The 15,908-nt window shown below is 61.9% G+C and carries 17 protein-coding genes and 2 pseudogenes; 8 read left to right on the forward strand and 11 right to left on the reverse strand.

The annotated features are described in order from the left end of the window. Positions 1–196: 196 nt before the first annotated feature. Positions 197–2,335: a hypothetical protein gene (locus ACHMW6_RS16300; RefSeq protein ID WP_395408105.1), complete on the forward strand. Its 2,139-nt coding sequence runs from the start codon at positions 197–199 to the stop codon at positions 2,333–2,335. Positions 2,336–2,421: 86 nt separating this feature from the next. On the opposite strand, the pseudogene ACHMW6_RS16305 reads toward ACHMW6_RS16300, so the two are convergent. From ACHMW6_RS16305 to cynR, 5 genes and pseudogenes are all read right to left on the reverse strand, one after another. Next, positions 2,422–3,264: pseudogene (locus ACHMW6_RS16305) on the reverse strand (peptidase). Between the two features lie 40 nt (positions 3,265–3,304). Further along, positions 3,305–4,108 carry a transglutaminase N-terminal domain-containing protein gene (locus ACHMW6_RS16310; protein ID WP_395408106.1) on the reverse strand — a complete coding sequence of 268 codons (804 nt, stop codon included), beginning with the start codon at positions 4,106–4,108 and terminating at the stop codon, positions 3,305–3,307. A gap of 9 nt (positions 4,109–4,117) precedes the next feature. Next, positions 4,118–5,050: an alpha-E domain-containing protein gene (locus ACHMW6_RS16315; RefSeq protein WP_395408107.1), complete on the reverse strand. Its 933-nt coding sequence runs from the start codon at positions 5,048–5,050 to the stop codon at positions 4,118–4,120. A gap of 10 nt (positions 5,051–5,060) precedes the next feature. Then, a complete protein-coding gene (locus ACHMW6_RS16320; RefSeq protein ID WP_395408108.1) occupies positions 5,061–6,470 on the reverse strand; it encodes a circularly permuted type 2 ATP-grasp protein in 1,410 nt (469 codons plus the stop codon). A 79-nt stretch (positions 6,471–6,549) separates the two neighbouring features. Next, on the reverse strand, positions 6,550–7,431 hold the full coding sequence (cynR, locus tag ACHMW6_RS16325; RefSeq protein WP_395408109.1) for a transcriptional regulator CynR: 882 nt from the start codon (positions 7,429–7,431) through the stop codon (positions 6,550–6,552). Between the two features lie 106 nt (positions 7,432–7,537). On the opposite strand from cynR, the pseudogene ACHMW6_RS16330 reads away from it, so the two are divergent. The 3 genes and pseudogenes from ACHMW6_RS16330 (at position 7,538) to ACHMW6_RS16340 (ending at position 9,704) form a co-directional block, all read left to right on the forward strand. Beyond that, positions 7,538–8,199, forward strand: a pseudogene (locus ACHMW6_RS16330) (carbonic anhydrase). 31 nt (positions 8,200–8,230) lie between these two features. Beyond that, entirely contained in the window at positions 8,231–8,701 is a 471-nt protein-coding gene (gene cynS / locus ACHMW6_RS16335; RefSeq protein ID WP_395408621.1) for a cyanase, read from the forward strand. A gap of 103 nt (positions 8,702–8,804) precedes the next feature. After that, positions 8,805–9,704 (forward strand): GAF domain-containing protein, encoded by a 900-nt coding sequence (locus ACHMW6_RS16340; protein WP_395408110.1) that lies wholly within the window; start codon positions 8,805–8,807, stop codon positions 9,702–9,704. A 24-nt stretch (positions 9,705–9,728) separates the two neighbouring features. On the opposite strand, the gene ACHMW6_RS16345 is transcribed toward ACHMW6_RS16340, so the two are convergent. From ACHMW6_RS16345 to ACHMW6_RS16365, 5 genes are all read right to left on the reverse strand, one after another. Further along, on the reverse strand, positions 9,729–10,079 hold the full coding sequence (locus tag ACHMW6_RS16345) for a CzcE family metal-binding protein (RefSeq protein ID WP_395408111.1): 351 nt from the start codon (positions 10,077–10,079) through the stop codon (positions 9,729–9,731). Between the two features lie 92 nt (positions 10,080–10,171). Then, a complete protein-coding gene (locus tag ACHMW6_RS16350; protein ID WP_395408112.1) occupies positions 10,172–10,465 on the reverse strand; it encodes an ATP-binding protein in 294 nt (97 codons plus the stop codon). Next, positions 10,449–11,570 carry a histidine kinase dimerization/phospho-acceptor domain-containing protein gene (locus tag ACHMW6_RS16355; RefSeq protein WP_395408113.1) on the reverse strand — a complete coding sequence of 374 codons (1,122 nt, stop codon included), beginning with the start codon at positions 11,568–11,570 and terminating at the stop codon, positions 10,449–10,451. Before ACHMW6_RS16355 ends, ACHMW6_RS16350 begins: the two co-directional genes overlap by 17 nt. After that, entirely contained in the window at positions 11,567–12,238 is a 672-nt protein-coding gene (locus ACHMW6_RS16360; RefSeq protein ID WP_395408114.1) for a heavy metal response regulator transcription factor, read from the reverse strand. Before ACHMW6_RS16360 ends, ACHMW6_RS16355 begins: the two co-directional genes overlap by 4 nt. A gap of 45 nt (positions 12,239–12,283) precedes the next feature. Then, positions 12,284–13,033, reverse strand: a complete 750-nt coding sequence (locus tag ACHMW6_RS16365) for an alpha/beta hydrolase (RefSeq protein ID WP_395408115.1) — start codon at positions 13,031–13,033, stop codon at positions 12,284–12,286. 173 nt (positions 13,034–13,206) lie between these two features. On the opposite strand from ACHMW6_RS16365, the gene ACHMW6_RS16370 reads away from it, so the two are divergent. The 3 genes from ACHMW6_RS16370 to ACHMW6_RS16380 are packed head-to-tail and all read left to right on the forward strand — an operon-like array spanning position 13,207 to position 14,989. After that, positions 13,207–13,950 (forward strand): 3-oxoacyl-ACP reductase family protein, encoded by a 744-nt coding sequence (locus ACHMW6_RS16370; protein ID WP_395408116.1) that lies wholly within the window; start codon positions 13,207–13,209, stop codon positions 13,948–13,950. A 20-nt stretch (positions 13,951–13,970) separates the two neighbouring features. Beyond that, a complete protein-coding gene (locus ACHMW6_RS16375) occupies positions 13,971–14,549 on the forward strand; it encodes a TetR/AcrR family transcriptional regulator (RefSeq protein WP_395408117.1) in 579 nt (192 codons plus the stop codon). Continuing rightward, on the forward strand, positions 14,546–14,989 hold the full coding sequence (locus ACHMW6_RS16380) for a GNAT family N-acetyltransferase (protein WP_395408119.1): 444 nt from the start codon (positions 14,546–14,548) through the stop codon (positions 14,987–14,989). Before ACHMW6_RS16375 ends, ACHMW6_RS16380 begins: the two co-directional genes overlap by 4 nt. Here ACHMW6_RS16380 and ACHMW6_RS16385 read toward each other — a convergent pair. Next, positions 14,973–15,398 (reverse strand): DUF411 domain-containing protein, encoded by a 426-nt coding sequence (locus ACHMW6_RS16385; RefSeq protein ID WP_395408120.1) that lies wholly within the window; start codon positions 15,396–15,398, stop codon positions 14,973–14,975. The two genes, ACHMW6_RS16380 and ACHMW6_RS16385, sit on opposite strands and share 17 nt — an antisense overlap. 91 nt (positions 15,399–15,489) lie before the next feature. Between ACHMW6_RS16385 and ACHMW6_RS16390 the strand changes: the two genes are divergently transcribed. Further along, positions 15,490–15,876: a hypothetical protein gene (locus ACHMW6_RS16390; protein WP_395408121.1), complete on the forward strand. Its 387-nt coding sequence runs from the start codon at positions 15,490–15,492 to the stop codon at positions 15,874–15,876. The last annotated feature ends 32 nt before the right edge of the window (positions 15,877–15,908 follow it).

Genomic DNA, 15,908 nt, shown 5'->3' on the forward strand with positions numbered 1-15,908 from the left:
CGCCATAACACCCCCGAATGTTGCGTGCGCGCACTTGACGCAATATAAAAACGACACTTTATGATTTTAATCAAAATTTTCAAAAATATATTCTAATTTTTCGCCTTATACTCGCCCGACGCATTTAACCAGTGAAAGTCCCGGCGGGGAAAGTAATAAAGTAGATAAATTAATATTTTCAGGAGATAACAAAGATATGCGGAAGACATCACGCACCACGATCGCCACAATGATCATGCTGGCCTGCGCAAGCTTTGCGAACGCGGCCGACAAGAGGGTCGACAACCTCACCTTCTTCAGTGGTACGAAAGCCGCCTCGGCCGACCAGGCCCTGCGCCAGAATGCCGATCGCTTCGGCCTGCCCGCCAGTCTCGACAACCTCGTGCTGACCCGTGTGCAGGAATCGCTGAGCGCCACCCACTACCACTACCAGCAGGTCCTGCGCGGCCTGCCGGTGGATCGCGCCGAGATCATCGTCTCGATCGGCAAGAAGGGTGAGCTGTTGAAGATCTTTAACGAAACACGCCACATCGCGGCCGCGGTCGATGCGGACGCGGTCAACCAGCTCTATAACAAGGCCCAGATCAGCGACGAGCAGGCGCTGGACAAAGGCTGGAAAAATATGAAGGTCCAGCATCCGCTGGTGAGCGTGCCAAGCAGCACCCTGGTCTGGGTGCCGACCAAGGATGGCGTGCAGCTGGCAAAAAAGGTGCAGATTGAAGCGGAAATGCCGACCGGCGGCTTCGTCCAGCTGCTGAATGCGCATGACGGTACGCTGCTGGATTCCTACAGCACTTCGCTGCCGCGCAAGGGCGGCGAGCGCAGCATTGAAGCTCGCGCCAACGTGGCGGGCGGAACGCTGGACCGCGCCGCCGCCACGGCTGCCGCCAAGGCCCAGGGCAAGAGCCAGTCCGGCGCGTCGAAACCTGCGGCAACGGCGGCGGTAGCTGCAGCGGTCGCGTCCGGCATCAACGGCAGCGGCCTGGTCTTCGACCCCGATCCGCGTACCGCACTAAACACGGACAGCCTGACCGATACCTCGGCGGCATCGGCCTTCGATCCGGCCTACGCCACCAAGACCCTGCTGGACCTGACGGTAACCGCCGGCGTCTACAAGCTGAGCGGCCCGTATATCAACATCAAGAACATCGAAGCCCCCAACACCGCGCCCAGCACCACGACCAATGGCGTGTGGACAGCCAAGCGAGGCAACAATGCCTTCGATGATACCAACGTCTACTTCCACATCGACCAGAACCAGCGCTATATCCAGTCGCTGGGCTTCACCGGCACCAAGTCCATCATTAACCGTCCGCTGGACGTGGATACCGATGGCGTCAACGGCGACGACAACTCCCACTACAGCGGCGGCGCCTCCGACTACCTGGCCTTCGGCCACGGCTGCGTGAACGACAGCGAAGACGCGGACGTGATCCTGCACGAGTATGGCCACGGCATCCAGGCCAATATCAACAGCAGCTGGTCCGGCGGCGACACGGGCGCGATGGGCGAGGGCTTCGGCGACTATTGGGCCGCGTCCTACTCCTACAGCACGCCCAACGGCAGGACCTACCACCCTGAGTGGGCTTTCAGCTGGGACGGCCACGGTTCCTGCTGGGCCGGCCGCATGCTGAACCGCACGGACGCCAAGTACAACAGCGCCAAGTCCTATGCTGCGCACACTTCGGTGACCGAGGGTGGCGTGACCTTCCAGTCCGATGAACTGTGGTCGGCGCCGCTGTACCAGTCCATGGTGGCCCTGATCGCAGCCGGCAAGCCGCGCGCCGATATCGACAAGATCATCCTGGAAGCGCACTTCGGCCTGGGCGCCAACGTCAAGATGCCGGCAATGGCCACGGCCATCGTGAACGCGGCCAAGACCCTGTTCCCCTCCGACCTTGGCTATGCCAACACCTTCCAGGCCAAGTTCGAAGCGCAGAACATCCTGAGCGCCAGCCAGCCGCCGGGTCCGACGATCAGCGAAACGGAAAGCAATAACACCATTGCCACCGCCAACGCGCTGACGCAGTCCAACACCACGGTGAACGGCACGATGAGCGCTTCAACGGACGCGGACTACTTCAAGGTCACCCTGCCAGCCGGCAAGACCCTGACCGTGACGATGACGCCCAATGCGACCTCGGACTACGACCTGGAGCTGTACAACGCGTCCGGCACCAAGCTGACGTCGAGCGTGAAAGGTACTGGCCAGGTGGATACCGTTACCCGAGCCAATACGGGAAGCGGCGCGGTCGATCTTTATGCGAAAGTGATTTATTACAGTGGCGGCACCGGCGCCACGAGCGGTAAATATACTCTGAATGCAAGCTGGTAATTTAAAAGCTGCCGATAAACTGTCCGGTTTTTAACCGGGCAGTTTATTTTTTAACGGTTTTTAATAAAATGTCTCATTTAAGACATTTATTGTTGCCCATTATTGAATTGCTGAGCAAAAGTCTGTAGCGCCTGGGCTTCACCATTGCCCGGCTTGGCTTCCGGCGGCAGCATGCGCACCGGCTGTGCCCGGGCCGAGGTAGCGGCCTCCCAGTGCGGCGCCTCGATCGAATCGAACACCGTCCTCAGCTGCTGGCCCCAGGTGCTGCGGATCATCTGGAAGTAGGCATTCTTCTCGTCAATCGTCACGAAGCGGCTCACGGCCAGGCTGTTGTTCTCGTAGACCAGCAGGTCCAGCGGCAGTCCGACGGAAATATTGGACTTCAAGGTGGAGTCCATCGAGATCAGCGCGCACTTGGCGGCCGCATCCAGCGAAGTCTCGGGCGTGACCACGCGGTCGATGATGGGCTTGCCGTACTTGGACTCGCCGATCTGGAAATAAGTGTTCTCGTTGTGGACTCGATGAAGTTGCCGGCCGAATAGACCTGGAACAGGCGGCAGCGCTCGCCCTTGTATCTGTCCGCCGAAGACCAGGCTGACGTTGAAGTCGATGCCGAAATCGCTGAGCGCCTTCGCTTCGCGCTCGTGAATCACGCGCACCGCCTCGCCCAGCACGCGCGCCGCCTCATACATATTGGGCGCGTTCCACAGCGTGTGTCCGCTGGAACCTTCGAACTCGTTGACCAGCTGGCGCACCGACTGCGAAATGGACAGGTTCCCCGCTGTCATCAGCACCATGACCCGCTCGCCAGGCTGTTCAAACACGCTGAGCTTGCGGAAGGTGCCGATCTGGTCAACACCGGCATTGGTTCGGGAGTCGGACAGGAACACCAGCCCTGCATTGAGGCGCATGCCAACACAATAAGTCATAAAGCAAATCCGGAGGAATGGAATGCCGATTCTACACCGCTCATTGCTGCAGGACCTTCACTTGCACGGCAAGCGTTTCCAGGCCGCCGCCGCGGCGAACGCCGCGCACGGGCGCTGCGGAATCGTAGTCGCGCCCGACTGCCAGGCGGCAATAGGCGTCTGTCATGAGGCGGGCGTGGGTCACATCGATGCTGACCCAGCCTTCGTAATCGGCGTCGGTGGCCCAGGCATCGATCCAGGCATGGCTGGCGGCGTGTTCGCTGTCGCCCGGATCAATGTAGCCGGACACATAGCGCGCAGGGATGCCCTGGGCGTGGCAGCAGGCGAGGAAGATGTGGGCGTGGTCCTGGCAGACGCCGCTACCCATGTCCAGCGCGTCGCTGGCCGGCGTGTCCACTTCGGTTGCACCGCTTTGATACCTGACCGCACCAAAGATGTGCTCGGCCAGACTCAGCAATTGCGCCGTTTGCGCCTTGCCGTGGGGTAAAGAAAGCGCCGCCAACTCGCGTATGCCGTGCGTCGGAGAGGTGAAGCGGGTAGGCACGGTATACACGAGTGGCGACAAAGCGTCCCCGTTGGCTATGCGGCCACGCGCGGGAGATCGCGTTTCCACCTGGCCTTGGGCGACGATGGTGAGACCGTTATGCGGCCGGGACAATGTCAGCATATGCGATTGGTTGCCATATGCATCGGCAAAAGCATGCATGTTGCCGGCCGCCGACAACTGCCAGGACAGCACGTGCTGGTGCTGCTCGACACGCGGTGTCAGGTGCAGCAGCTGGATGGTGTAGCCCAGCTCGGCGCTGTAGCTGTACCGGGTTTCATGTCGGATCGACAGTTGCATTAGCTTCCCCTAGGCGGCCAGCGGCACGAGGAAATCGCGGCTGACGCGGTTGCCCAGCTCGTACACGCGGGCCAGGAATTCGGTCAGCGTGTCGTGCAGGCCGACGCGCAGGATATCGTCGATGCGGGCGAACTGCAGGTCGGCATGCAGCTTGCCGGCGAAGCGCTCGGTGTCGACGGAAAGATCATTGCGGACGGAACGCAGATTGGTCACCACTTCTTCCATGCAGGCCAGCAGGGAGCGCGGCATGTCGGCCCGCAGCATCAGCAGCTCGGCCACGCGGGCCGGCGTAATCACGTCGCGGTAGACCTTGCGGTAGATTTCGAAGCCGGACACGGAGCGCAGTAGCGCGGCCCAGTAATAGAAATCGCGCTCGCCCTGGGCCGCATCGGCATGGAACTTCACGTCCAGGATGCGAGCCGTGTTGTCGGCGCGCTCCAGGAAGGTGCCGAGCCGGATGAAATTGATTGCCTCATCCTTGAGCATGGTGCCGACCGTGACCCCGCGCGACAGGTGGGAGCGGTACTTGACCCAGTCGAAGAATTTGGACGGATCGTGTTCCAGCAAGCCATTGCGCAAGTGCTTTTGCATGTCCAGCCAGGTCTGGTTCTGGATTTCCCAGACTTCGGTGGTCAGGGTGCCGCGCACGGCGCGCGCATTCTCGCGTGCTTCGCGCAGGCAGGCTGTGATCGAGGAGGGATTGCAAGGATCGCGCACCATGAAATCGATCACCTCGCGCGGCGTGACGGCCTGGTACTTGTCCGCATAGGCGTTCTGCAGCTCGGAAATGCCCAGCACGGCCTGCCAGCTGTGCTCCGTGTCCGCATCGGACTGGGGCAGCATGGCTGTCTGCACCGTCACGTCCAGCATGCGGGCCGTGTTTTCGGCGCGCTCGGTGTAGCGGGCCATCCAGAACAGGTGATCGGCGGTTCGGCTCAGCATATTTTTCTCCTTATTTTTCGAGGACCCAGGTGTCCTTGGTGCCGCCACCCTGGGACGAGTTGACCACCAGCGAGCCTTCCTGCAGCGCCACGCGCGTCAGCCCGCCCGGCACCATCGCCACGGTCTTGCCCGACAATACAAACGGCCTCAGGTCGATGTGGCGCGGCGCGATACCTTCCTCCACGAAGGTCGGGCAATTGGAAAGGGCCAGCGTTGGCTGGGCAATATAGGCGTCCGGCCGCGCAATCAGGCGGTCGCGGAAGGCCGCCACCTGTTCGCGCGTGCTGGCTGGACCGACCAACATGCCGTAGCCGCCGGCGCCATGGACTTCCTTGACCACCAGCTCCGGCAGATGGTTCAGCACATAGTCCAGGTCTTCCGGCTTGCGGCACTGCCAGGTCGGCACATTGTTGAGCACGGGTTCTTCGGACAGATAGAAGCGAATCATGTCCGGCACATAAGGATAGATCGACTTATCGTCCGCCACGCCGGTGCCGATGGCGTTCGCCAGCGTGACCCGGCCCGCGCGGTAGACCGACAGCAGGCCCGCTACGCCCAGCGTGGAATCCGAGCGGAAGGCAAGGGGATCGAGGAAGTCATCGTCCAGCCGCCGGTAGATCACGTCCACCCGTTTCGGCCCGTGCGTGGTGCGCATATAGACGGCGTTGTCGTTGACGAAGAGATCCTTGCCCTCGACCAGTTCCACGCCCATCTGCTGCGCCAGGAAGGCGTGTTCGAAGTAGGCCGAGTTGTACATGCCCGGCGTCATCACGACCACCGTGGGATCGCTCACGCCCATCGGCGCCACCGAACGCAGATTATCCAGCAGCAGGTCCGGATAGTGATCGACGGGCGCGATGCGGTTGCGCGCGAACAGTTCGGGGAAGAGGCGCATCATCATGCGGCGGTCTTCCAGCATGTAGGAAACGCCGGAGGGCACGCGCAGATTATCCTCCAGCACATAGAACTCGCCTTCGCCGGCGCGCACGATGTCGATGCCGGCGATGTGGGCGTAGATATCGCTGGCCACGTCAATGCCCTGCATCTCCGGGCGGTACTGGGCGTTGCGGTAGATCTGCTCGGCGGGAATGATGCCGGCGCGGACGATGTCCTGCCCGTGGTAGATATCGTGGACGAACATGTTCAGCGCCTTCACGCGCTGCACCAGCCCGGTTTGCAGCTGCGTCCATTCCGCGGCAGGGATGATGCGCGGGATGATATCGAAGGGGATCAGGCGTTCGGTGCCGGCATCGTCCCCATACACGGCGAAGGTGATGCCGACGCGGCGGAAGGTCAGGTCGGCTTCGGCCCGCTTGCGGGCGACGCTTTCAGGCGGCTGCTTTTCGAGCCAGCGGCAGAACTCGGCGTAATGCTCACGCGTAACGCCCTCGTTCGACATTTCGTTGAAGAATTTTGGCATGGCTTGCTTCCCCAGTTTTTTTATCAGGAGAACAATCAAGATCCGTGCCAGCTATCTTGCACCATGCAGGTGCGAAGCGCTAGCCGTACATGCGCATGCAGAGGGCGGCAAAGGCTTGCGCTGCGGCGGATTGATAGGCATCGCGGCGGTAGAGCAGGGTAGCGGTGCGGGGCTCGGGTTCCGGCGTGATCGCCACATTGTGCAAGTCCGGGTGCTGCAATCCGATGGCCTCGGGCAGGATGGTCACCACATCGCTGCGCCGCACCACTTCGGTCAGGGCGCTGATGGTATTGGCCTCGATCGCTATCGCCGGCGCGATGGACTGCGCGCGCAGGTAGTCATCCACATGCTGGCGTGTCGCGAAATCGGGGCTGAGTACGCCAAGGCGCTCATTGGCAAGCTCGGCTGGCGTGATTGGACGGCTGCGGCCGGCAAACGCATGATGTGCGCCGACGACCACGCTGAGCCGCTCAACCAGCAGCGGCTGGCATTCGATATCGGCAACCGGCCTGGAGACGGCGAAGGCGATGCCCAGGTCGACCTCGTCCGCTGCGACCGCCGCCGCGATCGTATCCAACGACATTTCTCTCAGCCGTAAGGCTACCCCGGGATAGCGCGCGTGGAAATCCGCCAGCAGCGGCCCCACCAGATAAGCCGTGAACGTTGGCGTGGTCGCGAGCCGCAACTCGCCGCGCGCCAGGTCCTGCACGTCATGTATCGCGCGCCGGCCCGATTCCAGTTCCCGCAGGGCCCGCCGTGCGTGCTCGATATAGACCTGGCCGGCATCCGTGACCTTTACTGAGCGTCCGCTGCGATCGAGCAGGGCGACGCCGAGCGCATCCTCCAGCTGGATGATTTGCTGGGACAGCGTGGGCTGCGAAACGTGCAGCGCTTCGGCGGCGCGCGTGAAGTTGCCGTGTTCGGCGACTGCGAGCAGGTAGCGGATATGGCGCAGTTGCATGGGTTGAGCTATTGGTTTTGCCTATGGACTCCATTCTAAACCGGTCTTGGACGTAATAGCTGCGCGCTGCGATGATGAGTTCAACGCACAGCAAAGAGGCAAAGAAATGAAACAATTCATTCAGGGCGCGCTGAAATTTCAGGACGAAGTCTTTCCGGGCATGTCCCAACTGTTCAGGCAACTGGCCAACAGCCAGACGCCCGGCACACTGTTCATCACCTGCTCGGATAGCCGGGTCGTGCCTGAACTGCTGACCCAGCAGCAGCCCGGCGACATCTTCGTCATCCGCAATGCAGGCAATATCGTCCCGTCGTACACATCCGAACCGGCGGAGTAACGGCCAGCGTGGAATACGCAGTTGGCGTGCTGGGCGTGACCGACATCGTGGTCTGCGGCCACAGCGACTGCGGCGCAATGACCGCGATCGCGCAGTGCGCCTGCATGGACCATCTGCCCGCAGTTTCCAGCTGGTTGCGCCATGCCGACGCGGCAAGAGCTGTCAACGAAGCGCGTACGCACGCGTCGCCGGCAGCGAAAGTGAACGGCATGGTCTATGCCAACGTAGTCGCGCAGCTGACCAATATCCGCACTCATCCCACGGTGGCGCTGGCGCTGGAGCAGGGGCGACTTGCGCTGCACGGCTGGGTCTACGACATCGAGAGCGGCGGCATCCATGCACTCGATGGCACGCGTCATGCTTTCGTCAACCTGGCGCTTCATCCGGACACCGTGGCTTTCCAACCCAAACGGCAGCTGCAGGCTGCCTGAAATGATCCCCAAACCTGAAAGGATCGACCTCATGCTGCAATCGAACGTAACCCAGGATGCGCGCGTTGCCATCACTTCGCGCGTTATCGCCGCCAAGGCCATCAAGGACCTGAGCTTCGCGCAACTGACCGAAGGCACCGGCCTCAGCGTCGCTTACGTGACCGCCGCGCTGCTTGGCCAGCACGCCTTGCCGAAGGCTGCCGCCGAGCTGGTCGCCGACCGCCTCGGCCTCGATGCCGCCGACGCCGCGCAACTGCAGGCTGTGCCCCTGCGCGGCAGCATCCCCGGCGGCGTCCCGACCGATCCGACCATCTACCGCTTCTACGAAATGGTCCAGATCTATGGCACGACGCTGAAGGCCCTGGTGCACGAGCAGTTCGGTGACGGCATCATCAGCGCTATCAATTTCAAGCTCGATATCCAGAAAGTGGACGACCCGGAAGGCGGATCGCGCGCCGTGATCACGCTGGATGGCAAGTTCCTGCCATATAAGCCGTTCTGATTTCGACGATGCTGTCTTAGCCATTCGAGCCGTCCCAGACGGCTCATTTTTTTTGCACGCACTGGTATCATGGTCATGAAGACAATGAAAGGAGTGCATGCCCATGGAACAACTATCCCCGGCCACACTGCTCGACATCATTGAGGCGCAAGCGCGTCTTGTGGGCCTTGGCACCAATCTGAGCGCGGTGATCGATGAAGCGTCGCGCGTGGCGGTGAGTCTGACCGGTGCGGATGGCGCGGTTGTGGAACTGCTGGAAGGCGAGGAGATTGTCTACCGTTCCGCGTCCGGCATCGCGGAAGCGCAGCTGGGGCTGCGCATGCCGGTGGCGAACAGCCTGTCAGGCTATTGTCTTCTCAATAAGATCGCGGCTACCTGCATCGACAGCGAAACGGACGAGCGAGTGAACCGTGAGGCCTGCCGCAAGGTCGGCCTGCGCGCCATGGTCATCGTGCCGCTGATTGCAGGCGGAAAGGCGATTGCGGTCATGAAGCTGGTCTGGCGTGAAACCCGCCCGCTGGACAGGAACGAAGCGGACATCGCCCAGCTGCTGGCCAATATGTGCGCGGCGCTGATGCACCAGGCATCGCTGGAAGGGAACGACGTCATGCATCGCCGCCTCACCGTGGACGAGGACACGGGCGTGGCAAACCGCAACTACTTCTTCGAAAAGCTGCGTGCGCGCCTGCTGACAACGGAGCACGTGGGCGTCGGCCTGGTGCGGATCGATACCGACTACGCGGCTAACCTGATCCTGAGGTGCATTGAAACAGAGTGCAGGGAAGGGGACTTTGTGGCGCGCGTTTCGTCCAATGAATTCGCCATCATCATGAGCATGGCGGTGCGGCGCTCGGTGGTCATGAGCCAGCTGCTGAGGATTTCGCACGCCGTGTCGCGTGCCGGCTTTGGTGCGGTGCGCAGCGGTTCCGCATTCTCGCCGGATGACGGTACGTCTGCCGCCGACTTGTTCTATGCGGCGACGGCCGCGCTCACGCGTTCGTGAGCGCCGGGCCGGCGCAAGAGCCGCTCAGTTGCGGTACATGGCGCGATATTCAGGGCTCTCGCTTACGTAGACTTTCACGCCCGTCGCCTGCAGGTCAGCCGGGAGGATTGTTGCCAGATCCAGCACGCCTTCCTGGTGGTACAGGTCGAACTTCCAGGTGAACGGTGCGCCGTTGATGTTGAACTGGACGGTCTCGCCATTCGTCACCTGCACCGATTTGGTGTCCGGCGTGATTTCGATAATGCGTTGGGCGGCGCTGGCGGTGGCTGGCGCGCCATAGATTTTCGGGGTCACGTCAAACACGCCTGCGTTGGCGTTCATGGCGAAAGCGGATGCGGCAAAGGCGAAAGCGAACAGGGATTTGGTGAATTTCATGGTCAGGCTCCTTGGAAGTTTGTATGTTTTCGACGCGTCGTCGATGGATACAACTTTAGAGCCCGGCCCCCAACGCTCCTATGACGGAAGGATTACAAAGTGGTGACATCCGGGAAGAAGATTTCAAACCGGGTCACGCCGCTTTCGCTGAACGCGCGCCAGCTGCCCTGGTGCAGGGACATGATGCTGCGCACGATGGACAGCCCCAGCCCGCTGGACTCGGCGCTGCCTGTGCGCGAGGCGTCCGCGCGGTAGAAGCGGTCGAAAATGCGCTCCAGGTGGGCCGGCGCGATGGTCGGTCCCCGGTTTTCGACGGTGAATGTAGTGCCTTCGCTGGTCTGTTCGGCCCTCAGCTTGATTTCGGAGCTCTCATTGGCATAGCGCACCGCGTTCGCCAGCAGGTTGGCCAGCGCGCGCCGCAGCAGGTTCGGGGTCCGCCCACACCGTGCCTGAACCTTCGCAAACGACGCGGACATGACGGTCCTCGGCCGGACCTTCGAAGTATTCGCATACCCGCTCCAGTTCCTCGTGCAGGTCCAGCGTCTTGCGTTCGATGGCGTGGTCCGCGTGTTCGGCGCGGGCCAGGAAGAGCATGCTGTCCGTCATGCGCGCAAGGCGCTGCAGTTCCTCGAAGGTGGACCCGAGCAGCTTCTGGTAATAGTCCGTGTCGCGGCGGTGGCCGAGGGCGACTTCGATCTGGCCCAGCATATTGTTGACGGGCGTGCGCAGGTCGTGCGCCATGTCCGCCGACACCTGGCTCAGTTGCGAAAAGCCTGTTTCAAGGCGCCCCAGCATGCCGTTGAAGGAATCGATCAGGGGCAGCAGTTCGCGCGGCGCCTGCTCGGTTTCGATGCGGCGCGACAGGCTACGCACGCCGATGGACGCGGTCTGTGCCGCCAGATGGCCTACCGGCGCCAGCGCCTTGCGCGCGAGCGCAAACGCCAGCAGCGCCGAAAGGAAGCCGCCGCCCAACGCCATGAAAATCACGCGGTTGCGATATTCGGCCAGCATGCGCGTGCGCTCCGCCATCACGCGGCCGGAGATGACGACCAGGTCGCGCTGCGGATCGGTGGTCTTGGCAAGGGCGGACGTGACGCTGAAGGGGATATTGTTCGTGACGTGCGCGTGGTGCACGTCGCGCAGGGCCAGCGCTTCATGGGCGGGCACCGGCACCAGGTCCGGAATCGTGGCCCGGGCAGGGTTGATTTCGATCAGTGGCTGCTGGCCGGCGTACTTCACGACCAGCAGGGCTTCCTGGTTGCCCAGCATATTGGCGAAGAGCTGGGGCTTGGTGCCGATCAGCTCCATTGCATCTTCGTCGCGCAGCAGGGTGCGGATCTGGTCGATGCGGGCGATAAGGGCGGTGTCGTCGCGGACGCTGAGCTGGGTGTACAGGCGATCGTAGAGTAAAAAGCCAATCGCCCCGGCGGCCATAAAGGTCAAAAGGGCGAGCGCGAGAGAGAGCCGGGTAACGAGGGAGGGACGTCTCATTCCTCTTCCTCGCAGCGGTAGCCGACGCCGTAAACAGTATGTATCAGTTTGATTTCGAAGGGATCGTCCACCTTCTGGCGCAGCCGGCGCACGGCCACGTCGACCACATTGGTATCGCTGTCGAAGTTCATGTCCCAAACGCGGGAAGCAATGAGGGAGCGCGAAAGCACCTGGCCCTGGTTCTGCATGAAGAACTGCAGCAGGTTGAATTCCTTGTTGGTCAGCGTGAGCTTGGTTGCCCCACGCGTTACGCGGCGTTTCTGCACGTCGACCTGCAGGTCGGCGATCTGCAGCACATCGTCCTGCTTGACCTGGCGGCCGCGGCGCAGCGCGACGCGGATCTTCGCCAGCAGCTCGGCAAAGGAGAAGGGCTTGACGAGGTAATCGTCCGCGCCCAGGTCCAGGCCTTTCAGGCGGTCCTCCAGCGTGCCGCGCGCGCTGAGGAAGAGCACCGGCGTTTCCTTGCCGCTGAGGCGGCGCATCACGTCCCAGCCGTCCATCTCGGGCATCATCACGTCCAGCAGGATCAGGTCATAGCGGAATTCGTTGGCCATGTGGAGGCCATCGCGGCCGTTGCGGGCCACGTCCACCACATAGCCGGATTCCGTCAGTCCGTTCTGGATATATTCGGCGCTCTTGAACTCGTCTTCAACGACAAGAATTCTCATGCTGTTCGCACTTTCGCTTGTTTCATAGCCGGAGGATAGCACTTATCAGTTCCCCAGTTTGACAGCCGCCTGCTCGATCAGGGCTGCCACTTCCCTGGGATGCGAGATGTAGATGGCGTGGCTGCCGGGCACTTCCACCGTCGTCGCTTTTGCGCGCGCCGCGTACATGCGCTCCAGCTCCGGATTGATGGCGCGGTCCTCCTTTGCCACCATGTACCAGCTGGGCTTATTGCGCCAGGCCGGATTGCTGATGGTGGTGGTATTGACCCGCGCATTGGGCGGCATCTGCGAGCGCGCCATGAATTCGGCGTCCGCCTTTGGCAGATCGGCGGCGAAGTCCTCATGGAAGTGGACCGGATCGACGAAAACATAGCCATCCGGCGTGAGCTGCGTGCGGATCTGGCCCGGGATTTTGTTCTTGTTGCTGGCCGTGGACTCGCCATCGTCCGGTGCATGGGCTGCGATATAGACCAGGCCCGCTACATACGGATCGTTGCCGGCCTGGGTGATCACGGCGCCGCCGTAGCTGTGGCCGACCAGGATGCTGGGGCCGGGCTGGCGGCGCAGCACGCGCACCGTGGCGTTCACGTCTTCTTCCAGGGAGGTCAATGGCTCCTGGACCATGTTCACGTTGTAGCCGTCTTTTGTCAGGATGTCATAGATCGCGCGCCAGCCGGATGCGTCGGCAAACTGGCCATGCACCAGCACAATATTTCGGACTGGTTCGGCGAAGGCAGGCGCAATCATGCCAACAGCTAGGGCGGCGGAAGCGAGGACTTTCATCGTGAGACGCATAACGGGGCTCCATATTGAGTGAACTGGTTTCAGTATGTCCACCGGCCGCCCACGAAGCTCTGACGGAATCATTACAAACCGATTACAGTCGCCGAATAGTACTTGACTGACTGATCCAGAATGCCTATCCTGTTCTGGACTAGTCAATCCATAATCTCATTGAAGGAAACGGTATGAACAAGAATTTGCAAGGCAAGGTCGCCCTGGTGATGGGCGGTACCCGCGGCATTGGCGCTGCCATCGTGGAGCGCTTGGCGCGCGAAGGCGCGTCGGTAGCGTTTACTTACGCGGCGTCGGCTGGCACGGCGCAGGACCTGGAAGCGACGATAACGGCTTCCGGCGGGCGCGCGCTTGCGATCCAGGCCGACAGCGGCGATGCGGAGGCGGTGCGCGGCGCTGTCGCGCAGGCTGCAGCCCACTTCGGCCGGCTGGACATCCTGGTCAACAACGCCGGCATCCTGCGCCTGGCGCCAATGGAAGACTTTCCGCTGGAAGACTTCGACCGCATGGTCGACGTGAACGTGCGCGGCCTGTTCGTGGCGGCGCAGGCGGCAGTGAAACATATGGGCGAGGGTGGCCGCATCATTTCGATCGGCAGCATCGCTTCCGTGCGCGTGGCTTTCCCGACATCGAGCGTGTATTCGATGACCAAGGGCGCCGTGGCCGCAATGGTGCGTGGCATGGCGCTGGACCTGGCGCCACGCGGCATCACGGTCAACAATGTGCAGCCCGGACCGACTGAAACGGACATGAACCCGTCCGACGGTCCTCATGCCGAGGCAATTAAGGGTATGATTCCGCTGCGCCGCGTGGGCCGTCCCGAGGAAATCGCGGGAATGGTCGCCTACCTGGCCGGTCCGGAAGCGGCTTTTGTCACCGGCGCCAGCCTGACCATCGACGGCGGCTATACCGCTTGATAAAGGAGTGAAGCACTGCCATGGCAAGACCGAGGGAATTCGACCGCGCGGAAGCGCTGAACAAGGCCATGGCTGTGTTCTGGCTGAAGGGTTACGCGGGCACGTCCACCGCCGACCTGCTGGAAGCGATGCAGATTGGTCGCCAGAGCATGTATGACACCTTCGGCGACAAGCATGCACTCTACCTCGAAGCGCTGCGACAGTATAACGAGAGCAGTGTCGGCGAGTTGCTGCGCAGCCTGCAGGCTGGGACCGCGCTGGAAGGGTTGGCGAACATGCTGTTTACTTTCGCTGCGCGGCCAGAGAAGGACAATGCCAAAGGCTGCATGGGCGTGAATGCCGTATGCGAGTTCGGCCTGGGCGACCCCGATGTCAATGCCTTGCGCGACGCCAGCAGTAAAATGTTGAACAAGGCGGTCGAGCAGGTGCTGCGCGATGCTGTGGCGGCGGGCGAAATGCGTGCCGACGCCAATATTGCGGAGGCAGTGGCCTTCATCGCGTCGACGCTGTCCGGCATGAAAGTCAGCGCCAAGGCCGGCGCCAGGCCGGCGACCTTGCTCGCCATCGCCAACCTTGCTATCAGCGCTTTGAAATCATGAAGATAGAACTTGCCAGCCCGGCCGATGCCGGCCAGCTGTTTGAGGTGTGGGAGCGGGCAGTGCGCGCCACCCACCATTTCCTGGGTGAAGAGGGCATCCAGCACCTGGTGCCGCTGGTGCGCCAGTTGCTCGGCGAATTCACGCCGATCCATTGCGTGCGCGACGAACAAGGGACGATCGTCGCCTTCATGGGCTGTTCAGGCGACAGCCTGGAAATGCTCTTCGTCGATCCGGCTCAGCATGGGCGGGGCGTCGGCAGCGCCTTGCTGCGTTACGCGATTGAGGAGCTGGGCGCGGTGCGGGTCGATGTCAACGAACAGAATCCCCAGGCCGTGGGCTTCTACCTGCACAAGGGCTTCGCGCTGGCCAGCAGGTCGGAGCTCGACGGCTTCGGTCATCCTTATCCGATCCTGCACCTGGAACTCAGGAATAACGCTTGAAGACCTTTACGGGTTTGCCGGCTGCGACCAGATAAACGTTGTACGCATCCTTGCGGTCGGCTTCCATGCCGGGAGAGCCATGCGGCATGCCGGGAACGGCGAGGCCGATGACCTTGGGCCTGGATGAGAGCAAGCGCTTGATGTCTGCTGCCGGCACATGGCCTTCGATGGCATAGCCTTCAACCACGGCGGTGTGGCAGGAACCCATTTCTTCTGGCATACCCATTTTCGCGCGCATTTCGCCGGGGTTGGCAACATCGTGTGCAGCGACTTCCAGGCCATTGTCCCGCAAATGCTTGATCCATGCGCCGCAGCAGCCGCAGGTGGGTGACTTGTACACGTTGATGATGGGCGCGGCGCTGGCCGTGGCGGAGATGGCGATCATCGCTGCAAGAATGAGTTTCTTCATGACGGTCCTTTCTTAGGTAACGCTTAATATAGACCTTCCCACGGCAGGAAGGTCAAGCACAAAAGGGGATGGCCGTGGTAGCATCCCGGCCATGAGATTCTGTCGCCGCACCCGCTGGTTCGCAGTCGTACTCGCCCTGTTTGGCATGCTGTGCATGCAACTGGCGGTGGCGGCCTATGCCTGCCCGAAAGTGGACACCGCGGCGCAGGAAGAGATGATGGCGAATATGCCCGGTTGCACCGGCATGGACGAAACCCAGCCTTCGCTCTGCAAATCGCACTGCCAGCCCAAGCAGCAATTGTCCGACAAGGCCGAATTGCCGCCCGTTGTGCCAGTCGCGCCAGGCGGACTAGCATACCTTGCTGGCGTCGCAGCGGAGCCATCCTTTCCGCAAAGAGCCGATGGATTCGCCCATCCGCAGCTCGCAAGGGCTACGGCGCCGCCGCTGGCCATAGCGAACTGCTGCTTCCGCATTTGACACCTCCGATCGCCTGACGGAGCGCCGTCGCC

This window comes from Pseudoduganella sp. UC29_106 (assembly GCF_044055365.1).
Lineage (GTDB): Bacteria > Pseudomonadota > Gammaproteobacteria > Burkholderiales > Burkholderiaceae_D > Rugamonas.

What these genes read in the sequence shown, in the direction of transcription:
- ACHMW6_RS16300 (WP_395408105.1), top strand. Translation starts at nt 197, where the DNA reads ATGCGGAAGACATCACGCACCACGATCGCCACAATGATCATGCTGGCC.
- ACHMW6_RS16310 (WP_395408106.1), bottom strand. Translation starts at nt 4,108, where the DNA reads ATGCAACTGTCGATCCGACATGAAACCCGGTACAGCTACAGCGCCGAG.
- ACHMW6_RS16315 (WP_395408107.1), bottom strand. Translation starts at nt 5,050, where the DNA reads ATGCTGAGCCGAACCGCCGATCACCTGTTCTGGATGGCCCGCTACACC.
- ACHMW6_RS16320 (WP_395408108.1), bottom strand. Translation starts at nt 6,470, where the DNA reads ATGCCAAAATTCTTCAACGAAATGTCGAACGAGGGCGTTACGCGTGAG.
- cynR (WP_395408109.1), bottom strand. Translation starts at nt 7,431, where the DNA reads ATGCAACTGCGCCATATCCGCTACCTGCTCGCAGTCGCCGAACACGGC.
- cynS (WP_395408621.1), top strand. Translation starts at nt 8,231, where the DNA reads ATGCTGCAATCGAACGTAACCCAGGATGCGCGCGTTGCCATCACTTCG.
- ACHMW6_RS16340 (WP_395408110.1), top strand. Translation starts at nt 8,805, where the DNA reads ATGGAACAACTATCCCCGGCCACACTGCTCGACATCATTGAGGCGCAA.
- ACHMW6_RS16345 (WP_395408111.1), bottom strand. Translation starts at nt 10,079, where the DNA reads ATGAAATTCACCAAATCCCTGTTCGCTTTCGCCTTTGCCGCATCCGCT.
- ACHMW6_RS16355 (WP_395408113.1), bottom strand. Translation starts at nt 11,570, where the DNA reads ATGAGACGTCCCTCCCTCGTTACCCGGCTCTCTCTCGCGCTCGCCCTT.
- ACHMW6_RS16360 (WP_395408114.1), bottom strand. Translation starts at nt 12,238, where the DNA reads ATGAGAATTCTTGTCGTTGAAGACGAGTTCAAGAGCGCCGAATATATC.
- ACHMW6_RS16365 (WP_395408115.1), bottom strand. Translation starts at nt 13,033, where the DNA reads ATGCGTCTCACGATGAAAGTCCTCGCTTCCGCCGCCCTAGCTGTTGGC.
- ACHMW6_RS16370 (WP_395408116.1), top strand. Translation starts at nt 13,207, where the DNA reads ATGAACAAGAATTTGCAAGGCAAGGTCGCCCTGGTGATGGGCGGTACC.
- ACHMW6_RS16375 (WP_395408117.1), top strand. Translation starts at nt 13,971, where the DNA reads ATGGCAAGACCGAGGGAATTCGACCGCGCGGAAGCGCTGAACAAGGCC.
- ACHMW6_RS16380 (WP_395408119.1), top strand. Translation starts at nt 14,546, where the DNA reads ATGAAGATAGAACTTGCCAGCCCGGCCGATGCCGGCCAGCTGTTTGAG.
- ACHMW6_RS16385 (WP_395408120.1), bottom strand. Translation starts at nt 15,398, where the DNA reads ATGAAGAAACTCATTCTTGCAGCGATGATCGCCATCTCCGCCACGGCC.
- ACHMW6_RS16390 (WP_395408121.1), top strand. Translation starts at nt 15,490, where the DNA reads ATGAGATTCTGTCGCCGCACCCGCTGGTTCGCAGTCGTACTCGCCCTG.